General features: G+C 47.4%; 9 protein-coding genes. 1 reads left to right on the top strand and 8 read right to left on the bottom strand.

The window, feature by feature from the left end:
- Nucleotides 1–121: 121 nt before the first annotated feature.
- Nucleotides 122–445, top strand: coding sequence for a DUF1540 domain-containing protein (locus tag BN3261_RS15965; protein ID WP_015526093.1), 324 nt, complete (start codon nt 122–124; stop codon nt 443–445).
- Nucleotides 446–568: 123 nt separating this feature from the next.
- Here the strand turns inward: BN3261_RS15965 and ftsZ are convergent, their stop codons facing one another.
- From ftsZ to BN3261_RS15925, 8 genes are all read right to left on the bottom strand, one after another.
- Nucleotides 569–1,720 (bottom strand): cell division protein FtsZ, encoded by a 1,152-nt coding sequence (gene ftsZ, locus BN3261_RS15960; RefSeq protein WP_015526094.1) that lies wholly within the window; start codon nt 1,718–1,720, stop codon nt 569–571.
- A gap of 251 nt (nt 1,721–1,971) precedes the next feature.
- On the bottom strand, nt 1,972–3,255 hold the full coding sequence (locus BN3261_RS15955; RefSeq protein WP_059086746.1) for a cell division protein FtsQ/DivIB: 1,284 nt from the start codon (nt 3,253–3,255) through the stop codon (nt 1,972–1,974).
- The gene (gene murA, locus BN3261_RS15950) at nt 3,252–4,532 is read right to left on the bottom strand and encodes a UDP-N-acetylglucosamine 1-carboxyvinyltransferase (RefSeq protein ID WP_235812404.1); all 1,281 of its coding nucleotides are present in this window, start codon (nt 4,530–4,532) and stop codon (nt 3,252–3,254) included. The genes BN3261_RS15955 and murA overlap by 4 nt, the downstream gene beginning before the upstream one ends.
- Nucleotides 4,533–4,559: 27 nt before the next feature.
- Entirely contained in the window at nt 4,560–5,660 is a 1,101-nt protein-coding gene (locus BN3261_RS15945) for an FtsW/RodA/SpoVE family cell cycle protein (RefSeq protein WP_015526098.1), read from the bottom strand.
- Between the two features lie 54 nt (nt 5,661–5,714).
- Nucleotides 5,715–7,070, bottom strand: coding sequence for a UDP-N-acetylmuramoyl-L-alanine--D-glutamate ligase (gene murD, locus BN3261_RS15940; RefSeq protein WP_059086745.1), 1,356 nt, complete (start codon nt 7,068–7,070; stop codon nt 5,715–5,717).
- A gap of 14 nt (nt 7,071–7,084) precedes the next feature.
- Nucleotides 7,085–8,041 carry a phospho-N-acetylmuramoyl-pentapeptide-transferase gene (gene mraY / locus BN3261_RS15935; protein WP_059086744.1) on the bottom strand — a complete coding sequence of 319 codons (957 nt, stop codon included), beginning with the start codon at nt 8,039–8,041 and terminating at the stop codon, nt 7,085–7,087.
- A gap of 63 nt (nt 8,042–8,104) precedes the next feature.
- Complete coding sequence (locus BN3261_RS15930; RefSeq protein WP_059086743.1) at nt 8,105–9,871, bottom strand: peptidoglycan D,D-transpeptidase FtsI family protein; 1,767 nt, start codon at nt 9,869–9,871, stop codon at nt 8,105–8,107.
- Between the two features lie 67 nt (nt 9,872–9,938).
- Complete coding sequence (locus BN3261_RS15925; RefSeq protein ID WP_227588587.1) at nt 9,939–12,008, bottom strand: peptidoglycan D,D-transpeptidase FtsI family protein; 2,070 nt, start codon at nt 12,006–12,008, stop codon at nt 9,939–9,941.
- Nucleotides 12,009–12,021: the final 13 nt, after the last annotated feature.

Below are 12,021 nucleotides of genomic sequence, written 5' to 3'. Positions count from 1 at the left end.
GACATACTATGCAACATCGGAATCTGTCAAGCCTTACCGCAGTGCTGACGATCAGACAGGATGCGCATTCCGGCAGGCTGACGGTTTCCGGTAAAATCATAATTATCAGGAGGACACTTTTATGACAAGTCTTAAATGCTCCGCACACAACTGCTGCTATAACAAAAATTCTCTCTGCTCCAGGGGATCCATCAGTGTCGAAGGTGCAGATGCTCGTTATGCGGACGACACCGCCTGTGAAAGCTTCCGTGACCAGGAAGAGTGCGCTGTAAAAAATTCCGCAGATCCCTGCTGTGGGTGCGAGACCATTAACATCGACTGCAAAGCACACAACTGCACCTACAATGAGCACTGCAAATGCACCGCAGCTTCCATCAATGTATCCGGTGACAATGCACATCGCTGCTGTGATACAAAATGTGATACTTTCAGCTGCGAATGCTGATATCCTGAACAGAAATCCTGTTTCCATACAGAGCAGACATTCCTGTTTCTTTTGATCAGAAAGTCAAAAAGATCCGGCAACGTTCCAGATGGAGTCTCTGCCGGATCTTATCCTGTTCATTTATTATCTGTTCTTAAGAAAATCCGGGATCTGGATGTCCTTTTTCTGAACAGTGCTTGTAGGAGCCTTTGTTCCAAACTGTGTGGAATTCATAGTCGGCAGGCTGAAGCTTGGCATGTTAAGGTTCATACCGCCTGGCTGTGACTGGCTTGTTTTTTTGGTGTTTCCGAATACAGAATTGGAAGCTCTGTTTCCAAATGGTGTGTTCTGAAGGTTATTGTCTGTAAGACCTGTAGCAATAACTGTAATTCTCGCATAATCTGCAACAGAATCATCATACATAGCACCAAAGATGATGTTTGCATCCTCACCTGTAAGCTCCTGTACATAGCTTGCAGCATCGTTGGCATCCATAAGAGAAATATCTCCGGAAATGTTGATGATCACATGAGTAGCGCCCTTGATGGTTGTCTCAAGAAGCGGAGAAGATACCGCCTGCTGTACAGCCTCCATAGCCTTGTCATCACCTCTTGCCTCACCGATACCGATATGAGCGATTCCCTTGTCTGTCATGACTGTCTGCACATCTGCAAAGTCAAGGTTGATCAGAGCCGGCAGATTGATCAGGTCTGTAATACCCTGTACTGCCTGCTGAAGAACCTCATCAGCCTTACGCAGTGCTTCCGGCATGGTTGTTCTTCTGTCAACGATCTCAAGTAATTTGTCATTGGGGATGACAATCAAAGTGTCAACTGCTTTCTTCAGATTTTCGATTCCCGCAAGTGCATTGTTCATACGGGTCTTTGCTTCAAAACGGAAAGGCTTGGTAACAACACCGACAGTCAGGATACCCATCTCTTTTGCCGCACCGGCGATCACAGGAGCAGCTCCGGTTCCGGTTCCGCCTCCCATACCACAGGTAACGAAAACCATGTCCGCTCCCTCGATGATCTTCTTAACTTCCTCAATGCTCTCCTCAGCTGCCTTCTGTCCAACCTCCGGCTGTGCACCGGCGCCGAGACCTTTCGTAATTTTCTCACCAATCTGAAGTACAGTCGGAGCTTTACACAGTGTCAGAGCCTGTTTATCGGTATTAACACCTACAAACTCAACTCCGCCAATGGCCTCTTCCACCATTCTGTTTACCGCATTATTACCTGCGCCGCCTACTCCAATTACAATAATTTTCGCAGAAGACTCAGCCTCATTCGTCATTATCTCTAACAATGTACTTCCTCCTTTATTTCTACCTGATATCCGATTCAGTGTAATAATCTATTCCAAGCTACATATACACATAGTTATATCATATATTTTTTTCGGTAATTAATCAACCATTAATTTTGTTTTTTTATACTTTTTTCACTAAATTTCGGCACTGTTTCTATTAACCGAAACATTTACAAAACAATCTCTGGCAAAATGTCCAAATACTGGCACTATATATTAAGAAAGCTTTTTTATCTTTACTCATAATCGGACTCATCACTGTAATCGCTGTACGAATTTTCATCATAATCCTCAGCTCCTTCTTCCTGATCACTGCTGTAATCAGCCTCTTCCTCGGTGCTGTCCGTACTGCTGTCTGAAGAGTCTTCTTCATTTTCTGTATCTTCGGTATCCGTACTCTGAGCATCTGGATCTTCGGAGTCTGTTCCGTCTCCGGAGCTTTCTGCCGAAGCCTGATAATCCTCCAGAGCGCCTACGTAATTGCCATCACGGTCATATTCACTGACTCCGTCATAGCCTCCGTCTTCCCGGTAACCGCCCTTCCAGTTTCCTTTTTCTGCCATGGTTTCTTCTGTGGGGGCTTCGCCTACATAGGTCATGTTGGCATCGTACTCACCACTGCCTGTGTAATCTCCCTCTTCATCATAGCCACCTACCCAGTTTTCCTGCGCATACTCCAGATCCGTCTGCGGTTTCGGTCCTACATAGTTGCCATTTTCGTCGTATTCGCCTTCTCCGGTGTAATTTCCTTCCTCATCATAGCCTCCGGTCCAGTTTTCTGCGGAAGTCTGGCTCTCATCCTGTTCCTGCTCCAGGGTAATGTTCTTGGAATTATCATTTACATTTTCTGCATGGAGAATTCCTTTTTTTTCGGAAATCATCGGAAGGATAGCCAGAACTCTGGTCATTTTGTCTTCCAGATATTCATCCTTTCCAAGTTTAACTGTGATATCCCCGTAAACAAGACTGATCTGTCCGTCGTCTTCAAATTCAATGTGATCCGGAACCTTATCATTTTTTGCAAAAATAGTAGAAAGAGCAACTGCCGTGTTCATCACCGTTTCATCCTTGATGGGGAGTTTCTCGTTCTGGATCACTTTTTTGACTTTGATCCCGTCAAAAAACGGAATTTTTTCGTTACGTTCCGTGGATCCTTCCACAAAAATACCGTTTCTGTCAAAATAAATATAACTGTCCAGATAAGGGATACAGCCAACGATATCCTTCTCCTTCACACTGACACAGATGGTGTGCCGGTTCAGCCTTGTTACGGTATAGCCTTCTATAAAGGGAACATCCTTTGTGTTCTGCTTAGTATAAAGAAGCGGTGCAAGAACAGAATTGGATGCCAGCGGCCCCCTAAGCACCATCTTCCTGATCTGTTTTTCAGAATAATGGTTGCTGCCCATCACCTGCACTTCATCTACCTGATAATACGTAAAAAAGAAAATAATTCCTGCCAGCAGCAGGACAAGAAGTCCGCCAACTGCTTTCAGTGGCTTTTTTTTTGATGTTTTCATAAAGTTCCTCTGTCCTTTATCAGCAGACCGCCCAGTGCGGTCAGATCCTCACAGATATGTTCATAGCCTCTTTCTATGAAACAACAGCCCCGGATCCTGGTAATCCCCTGCGCGGCAAGTGCTGCGATCACAAGTGCCGCACCTCCGCGAAGTTCCTCTGCTTCCACAGTACAACCGTTCAGGGGCTGCCCTCCGTATATCACGGCAACTCCATCCCGGATCTGGATCTGTGCTCCCATTTTACAGAGCCATGAAGCTGTTTTATATCTGTCTTCAAAAATCTTCTCGCGGATCCTGCTCACTCCCGGGATCGTGGCCAGTACCGCCATCGCAGGAGACTGCAGGTCTGTAGGAAATCCCGGATAAACTTCTGTTTCCAGAAGCTCCAGGGGAAAACCTGTATTTTTTCCGTTGACTATTAGTTTACCACCTACCCTGCGGCATTGTCCACCCATTTTCCGATATACATCCAGGATTCCATCCATTTCCTCCAGAGGCGGATTTTCCAGGATGATCTCTCCTCTGGTTGCCGCCGCCGCCATGAGATAGGTTCCGGCGACAATACGGTCTGGTGGAATGCAGCTATCGCCAGCTTCAAGCTTCTCCACCCCTTCAATACAGATACAGCCATTTTCACGAATCCGGATCTTTGCACCCATTCCGGTAAGATAATGGCAAAGCCAATAAATTTCCGGTTCACAGGCGCAGCCGTTAAGGACTGTTTTCCCCTCTGCAAGGACCGCTGCCAGAATGCCCTGTTCTGTAGCGCCTACACTTCTTTTTTGAAAAAACATCTCTGCACCTCGGAGTTTTCCACAGGATGCCCGGATCATCCCGCCGTTTTCCACCACAGCTGCCCCAAGGCGGCGCAAAACCTGGATATGAAGATCCACCGGCCGCTTCCCGATCACACAGCCGCCGGGATATCCTGTCTGTGCCTTTTTGCTCCGCCCCAGCATTGCTCCCATTAAGATCACGGAAGAACGCATTTTTCCGGAATAACACTCCGGTATCATGGTGCCGTCCGCATGGCTGCAGTCCAGATAAAGATCTTGACCTTCCCACCAGGTTTCTGCCCCCAGATATTTCAGGATCTTTTCCATCAAATACACATCACTGATTCTCGGGCATCCCCGCAGTACACTGGTCCCGGTGCTTAAGAGTGCTGCTGCCATAACCGGAAGTGCCGCATTTTTTGACCCCTGGATCCGGACGCTACCATGCAGCGGTCTGCCTCCGGTCACGATGATCTCATCGATCTCATTCAAGTATTCCACTCCTAAAAGGGCCTCTTACTTGTTATTCTATGTGATTCTTCCATGTCTGTGACTGCTGACACTTAAGGCCAGCCCCATTTCCCCCAGAAGAAAAACAACAGAAGTTCCGCCATAGCTTACAAAGGGCAGAGTGATCCCAGTGTTGGGAATCGTATTCGTTACTACTGCAACATTCAGGACTACCTGGATCGCCATATGTGCCATGATCCCGGCGCACAGCAGCGTTCCCTGCAGATCCCGGCAGTTTAATGCCAGAATACAAAGCCTCCAGATCAGAATACCAAACAGAAAAAGTGTCAGAAAGGCTCCCAGTATCCCCGTTTCCTCACACACAATAGAAAATATCATATCATTCTGGGCTTCCGGGACAAATCCCAGCTTCTGCAGACTGTTCCCGAACCCCTTGCCGAAGATCCCTCCGCTTCCGATTGCATACAGGCCCTGTATGGTCTGAAATCCTTTTTCATATTTTTCCGGATCCCGCCAGATTGCCAGGCGTTCCAGACGATAACTCTCCGCGGCAAGAAAAACCGCAATAAATCCTATCCCCGCACCTCCAAGCGCGAGAAACTGTAGATACCTGGGATTGGCCACAAAGATCAGCAGCACACCGATCCCCAGAATGATCACCGCTGTGCTTAAGTTATTGGAGCCCACCAGACCTGCTACCGGAAGCAAAGTCATCATAGTCCTGCAGATAAACCAGAATCCGGTTGTTTTGCTTTTTGTATTGCTGATCTGCCACACCAGAAACAATATCACTGCCACCTTGGAAAACTCCGACGGCTGAAAGGAAAGCGGCCCCAGGTTCAGCCACCTCTTCGATCCATTGATCTCCTGTCCGAAAAGCAGGACTGCAGCAGACAGAAAAAGCGAAAAAATATAGGCAGCCGGCGCCAGCTTTACAGACAGCCGGTAATCTACCCGTGATGCCAGATACATAACAAGCAGCCCCAGTGCCGTGGCAAAGAGCTGCTTCTTAAAATAATAGGCAGAGTCGTGGAAACGTACTCTGCCATTATATTCACTTGCCGAAAAAAGCGCCCCGAGTCCCAATACCACCAGAATCAGAACCAGTACCCAGAGAACGGTATCTGTCTTTCCGGTCTGTTTCTGTCCTGCCTTCATGCATGGCCTCCACAGTGGTCTTTATTTCAGCTTATGTATGTATTTTTCAGATTATTACAGTGCTCTCACGTATTCCTTGAACATGTCACCGCGCTGCTCATAATTATCAAACTGTCCCCAGCTCGCACATGCCGGTGAAAGCAGAACTGCATCTCCGGGATTGGCTTTTTCCGCACAGACCCGGACAGCTTCCTTCAGATCCTCGCAGAGGATGATATCTGTAAATCCAAGACGTTCTGCTGCCGCTTTGATCTTCTCTTTCGTCTGACCGATGAGAACAAGATAACGGACTTTTCCGTCGAAGGATTCTATCCACTCATCATAGCTGGATTCCTTGTCATAGCCACCGCCGATCAGAAGAGTCGGACGGTTCATTGCCTGAATCCCCTTGATGGCCGCATCCGGATTGGTTCCCTTGGAATCGTTGTAATATGCAACACCGTTTTTCTCTGTCACATACTCGATCCTGTGTGGAACTGCCACAAACTCACAGACACTCTTGCGGATACTCTCCACAGAAACACCCGCATAATATGCCATGGCTGCTGCTGCCATTACATTCTCGTGATTATGACGTCCCAGGATCTTAAGCTCTCCGGTTTTTACGATCGGGATCTCTTCTTTTTCTGTTTTCAGAATGATCTGGTCTCCGTCCAGATAAATTCCCTGATCCAGTTTGCGAAGACTTGAGAAATATACCACCTTCGGAACGATATTTTCACCGAATTTACGAAGGACTTCATCCTCGTAATTCAGAACACATACATCTTCCGGTCCCTGATTTTTGGTGATCAGCTCTTTTACACGGATGTATTCCTCCATGGTATGATGACGGTTCAGATGGTCCTCTGTGATGTTGAGGATCGCACTTACCTTCGGGCGGAACTGGTCAATAGTCTCCAGCTGAAAGCTGCTGATCTCCGCAACAGTTACGGAATCCTCCCTCATCTCCAATGATTTGGATGTATATGCAGTTCCGATATTTCCTACAACAAATACAGATTCGCGGGCATCTCCCATGATCTTTCCGAGAAGTGCTGTTGTTGTTGTCTTACCGTTGGTTCCTGTGATCGCAAGAACCTCTCCCTTGCCTGTACGATAGGCAAGCTCCACCTCGCTCCATACCGGAAGGCCCTTTTCATAAAAGCTCTTTACCAGCGGCAGGTCTGTGGGAACTCCCGGACTTAGTACTACAAGATCAAGACTGTCCAGCGCTCTCTCCGGAAAATCTCCGGCCCAGATCTCCGGGGTGTATTTTCCGTTTGTTTTATGTAAAACTGCTTCTTTGTCAAGATCTGCGTTTCCGTCATAGATCACCGGCTGTGCTCCTGCACTTCCAAGCAGATCAGCTGCTCCGATGCCGCTTTTTCCGGCTCCGAAAACGAGAACTTTTTTTCCTTTTAAATCCATTTTTCTGTTCCTCCTTATAATGCCAGGAGAGCGATCAGGCACATAATAGCAGTTACAACAGAGAACACTGCAACAACTCGTGTCTCGGACCACCCACAAAGCTCAAAATGATGGTGGATAGGCGCCATCTTGAAGATTCTTTTTCCGTGTGTTGCCTTGAAATAGGATACCTGGAGCATAACAGACACTACCTCCACAAGGTAGATCAGTCCGACCAGGATGATAAACAGCGGCATCTGCATGGCATAAGCCACACCAGCCACAAAGCCACCCAATGCCAGAGAACCGGTGTCTCCCATAAATACCTTGGCAGGATATACATTAAACAGAAGGAATCCCATCAGACTGCCCACAACTGCACAGGTGATCGGTTCCACACCACTGTTCATTCCAAGGGAAACCACCGTAAAGAATACTGCCACGATCAGGGTAACACTGGAAGCCAGTCCGTCAAGTCCATCCGTAAAATTGACTCCGTTTACTGTACCGATCACCGCAAAGAACAGTACCGGAACCGCAAACCATCCCAGGTTCAGATAATGTCCGCTCCAGAACGGGATCTTCATAGTCAGGGATACGTTGGAATAATTTACAAGATAAAAAGCAAATACAGCTGTCACAACGATCTGCAGTGCCATTTTCTGCCATGGCAGAAGTCCGTCAGAACGCTTCAGAACTACCTTCAGATAATCATCCAGAAATCCGATCAGTCCAAATCCCAGTGTCAGGAAAAGTACCGGGATGATCATCGGATAATCTCTGATATAAAACAGTGATGTTACAGTTGTTGCAATGAGAAAGATCACCCCACCCATAGTAGGGGTACCGTTCTTTTTCAGGTGGGACTGCACACCCAGTTCTCTCTCTGTCTGTCCCATTTTAAGTCTTCTTAAAAAAGGGATAACAATCGGTCCTAATACAAGGCTGATCGCAAATGAGATCAGCACAGGGATCACAACATGAAACTCCATCCTCACACCTCTAATTCTTTCGTTTTTTTATACTTCTTCAACAGTATAAGGCTTTTATCCTCATTAATCAACCCCATCTGCCCGGTTTTCCCCGGATGGAGTTTCCGTAACTGTCCTCTTGATCCCAAGATAGGGAAGTACATTTTCAAAAATACTGCGTACCACCGGTGCGGCAATGATCCCACCATAATACATACCCTGGGGTGCATAGATGATACAAAGAGCCAGGACCTTCGGATCCTCTGCCGGGGCAAACCCCAGGAATGAAGAAATATATCTGCCGGAGCCTCTGGGCAGTGTCTGAGAGGTAGCTGTTTTTCCCCCAATGGAAAACCCCTGGATCCCGGCATTTTTTCCGGAGCCTTCTGAAACTACAGTTTCCAGGATCCTACGTACTGTCCGGGAAGTCTCACCGGACACAATCCCGCTTTCCACCGGATATTCCAGTGTCCGCACCTTTGTTCCGTCCGCACTTTCCACGCTGATCCCAAAATGAGGTGTGATCCGGTTTCCGCCATTGATGATCCCACTGACGGTTGTTGCAAGCTGGATCGGTGTGATCTGAAACGACTGGCCAAAGGATACCGTGGCAAGCTCCACCTCTCCCATATTTTTGGGGTTATGCATGATCGTTCCGGCCTCTCCCGGAAGATCTATTCCTGTTTTTTTCAAAAGTCCGAACTGTTTAAAATATTTGTAATAACGGTCTGCTCCAAGCCGCAGGCCCACCTCAATAAATACCGGGTTACAGGAGTTCTGGGCACCTTCTACAAAACTCTGCGCACCATGTCCTGTTCTCTTTGCACAGTGGATCCGCCGGTCCTCCACCACCTTATAGCCCGGACAGAAAAAGCGATCCTCTGTTGACACCACTCCTTCCTCCAGCCCTGCTGCCATAGTGATGATCTTAAAAGTCGAGCCAGGTTCATAGGTATCATTCAGGCAGGGGTTTCTCCACATCCGGTTCAGAAGATCCTGCTTCTTTTCTCCCTCTGCTGCTGTTTCTTCTGTATTCAGAGTAAACGGATCGTTCAGATCAAATTCAGGCACATTGACACAGGCATAGATTTCTCCGTTCTGAGGGTTCATAAGCAGTATGGAAACTCTCTCCGCCTGTTTTTCTTCCATGACTTTACCGGCTGCCTGCTGCACATATTCCTGGATATTAACATCCAGACTGGTACGCAGAGTATTTCCTGACACCGGTTCCTTCCTCCGTTCTCCGGTTCCGTCGATCTCCACACCACGTGCATCCGTAACTGTGAGGATCTTTCCGGGCTCTCCTTTCAGGATCTCATCGTATTTCACTTCAAGACCAATGATCCCCTGATTATCACCTCCGGTAAATCCCAGTACTTTTGAAGCGAGAGATCCATAAGGATAATATCTCCGATAATCCTCATCTACCTTCACTCCCTCAAGGTCATATTCCCGGATCCTGTCTCCAATGCTTTTTTCCACGTTTGTCTGTATTCTTTCAATAGAAGAAACTTTTTCAACTTTTTTCCGGATTTCCTCTTCTTTCACAGACAATGCTCCGGACAGTACACGGATCACTTTTTCAGGATCTTTGATCTGGCTGTGTATCACCGATACTGTACAGACTGTCCGGTTATCTGCCAGAATATTTCCCCTGATGTCCAGGATCTTTCCCCTGGCTGCTTTTATGTCACGTTCCCTCTCATGAAGATCCTCCGCCTTTTTTGAATAATATTCTGCCCGGACGTTCATAAGATACCAGAGTCTTCCCACAAGTCCCAGAAGAAGCATTATGCAGATCAGAAAAACCATCCATATTTTTTTCCTGTGATAAACCATGGTCCGGATCATAAAAAAATCCCTCTCAGAGGTCGTCACTGTAATATATGACGTTCCCCTGAGAGGGTATTCTTTTTATCTATTCCAGACCGGCCTCCTCGTTGGTAAGACCTTCGCTCTGCATATCGTTATTATCTTCGGTATCACTGTCCTCCGACTCATCTTCCGGCGGACTTGGTACATTCTCATCGGAAATTGCCTCCTTCTGCCCGTCCGCGCCGGTTCCTGTTGCAGAATCGCTGATTCCCTTAAAAAGTTCCCACAGCTCTGTAGTCGGAACTTCTCCATCCTCTGCCTCATCCGGCTGTACATTCAGATACGGAAGTGCTTCGGAAAGGATTCCCTGTGCAATGTACTGTGCGTACGTACTGCTTGCCTGATCATCTACCTTCGGCTCATCCACAACTACATAGATCACAAGCGCCGGATCATCTACCGGTGCAAATCCGATAAAAGATACCAGATACTTGCCATTGCCTCGCGGAAGCTTCTCGGCAGTACCGGTTTTACCACCGGAGCTGTAGCCTTGCACCTTGGAGGTACGGCTGGTACCATGGTCTACGCTGGCAGCCATGTAGGAGCGGATATCTGCAGATATCTTCTCGGAAATCGTCTGCTTCATCAGTGTCGGAGAGATCGTTTTTACGATTCCGCCGCTGCTGTCCTTGATCTTCGTCACCAGATGAGGCTGATAGTAGTATCCTCCATTGATCACAGAACACATTGCATTGATCTCCTGTATCATGGTCAGTGTATAGCCCTGTCCGAAAGCAGAGCATGCAAGCTCCGTTTCTCCCATGGTATCGCTGGTATGGATCACACCGCTTCCCTCATTGGGAAGATCGATACCGGTTCTTGTTCCGAAATTGAAAACGCTCTGTGTCTTAAGAAAATTATCTTTTCCCATCTTTGCTGCGATCTGCATCATACCATCGTTGCAGGAATTGGCAATGACATCGGAAAGAGCTTCTGTCCCGTGAGCATCCGGCCATACCGCACATTTGATAAAAGTAGTCGCACCTTCCGCTCCAAAAGACTGTCCGCCGTCACAGACAAAATTATCGCTCTCGGAAATCGCTCCCATTTCAAGTGCGGAGCCCATAACGATAGGCTTTACAACCGATCCAGGCTCGTAGGCATCTGTCACACAGAAATTACTCCACATCCCGTTCAGCGCTTCCACGGTTTCCTCATCGTTCATGGCAGCGATCTCACTCTGGGAATACACATTTGAAAGATCTCTCGGGTTATTCAGGTCATAACGGTCACCGCCGTCCATTGCCAGGATCTCTCCTGTTTTCGGATCCTCGATGATCACGCCTACATTTTTGGCTCCCATCTTTTCTTCAAAGGTATTTACGTATTTTTCCACGATCTGCTGAAGTCCCAGATCCAGCGAGGTCTCAATGCTTTTGCCATCCGTCGGTTCAATGATCGTCTGTTCTACGTCGGAATTGTTGTTGATGTATCCGTACTGTCTTCCATCCACGCCGGTAAGTGTCGCATTGTAATATCCTTCCAGTCCGGCATCCGCCACATCTCTGGAAAGTGTAAATCCAACGGTATCACAGGCAGTCTCATTAAACGGATAAGATCTGAGATAATCTTCCTCAAACCATACACCTGTGATCCTGGAACGTTCTTTCAGCTGCGTGGCAGTCAGTTCACTGTCGTCTCCCGGATCTTCGTATTTTTCGAAAGCTTTTTTGTCGTCCATGGAGATCTGTTTCTTTACGATCTGATACTGACTTTTTTTTGTACTGCTGTCGGTGAGAAGCTTCCGCATCTCATCTTCATCCAATCCCAGGACTTCCACAAGAGCCTTTATGGTAGGCTCCACGGAATCCTGATCCTTATTGACCTCCAGACAGTCAAGGACCACATTATAGACCTTGTTGCTGGTTGCCAGGATATTCCCGTTCCGGTCATAGATATCTCCTCGTTTTGCCGGGAGTGTCTGATTTTCATATTTCTGCTGAGCCTGACTCAGCACCTGCTTTCGATATTTGCTTCCGCTGGTGGCATTGATATAGGTAATTCTTGCCACCAAACCGACTAAAGCCAGCAACACTAAGGAAAATAGTACTGCCAGCTTTTTCTTCATACTGTAATTTATTTTTTTTACCGGCCTGCGCCTTCTTGTACTCAATCGATCACCTGCT

Source organism: Blautia massiliensis (ex Durand et al. 2017), from assembly GCF_001487165.1.
Lineage (GTDB): Bacteria > Bacillota > Clostridia > Lachnospirales > Lachnospiraceae > Blautia_A > Blautia_A fusiformis.
The sequence above is the reverse complement of the archived record's forward strand: the minus strand, read 5'-3'. Positions and strand labels throughout refer to the sequence as shown.

Coding starts and splice junctions, on each gene's coding strand:
- BN3261_RS15965 (WP_015526093.1), top strand. CDS start 122: ATGACAAGTCTTAAATGCTCCGCACACAACTGCTGCTATAACAAAAAT.
- ftsZ (WP_015526094.1), bottom strand. CDS start 1,720: ATGACGAATGAGGCTGAGTCTTCTGCGAAAATTATTGTAATTGGAGTA.
- BN3261_RS15955 (WP_059086746.1), bottom strand. CDS start 3,255: ATGAAAACATCAAAAAAAAAGCCACTGAAAGCAGTTGGCGGACTTCTT.
- BN3261_RS15945 (WP_015526098.1), bottom strand. CDS start 5,660: ATGAAGGCAGGACAGAAACAGACCGGAAAGACAGATACCGTTCTCTGG.
- murD (WP_059086745.1), bottom strand. CDS start 7,070: ATGGATTTAAAAGGAAAAAAAGTTCTCGTTTTCGGAGCCGGAAAAAGC.
- mraY (WP_059086744.1), bottom strand. CDS start 8,041: ATGGAGTTTCATGTTGTGATCCCTGTGCTGATCTCATTTGCGATCAGC.
- BN3261_RS15930 (WP_059086743.1), bottom strand. CDS start 9,871: ATGATCCGGACCATGGTTTATCACAGGAAAAAAATATGGATGGTTTTT.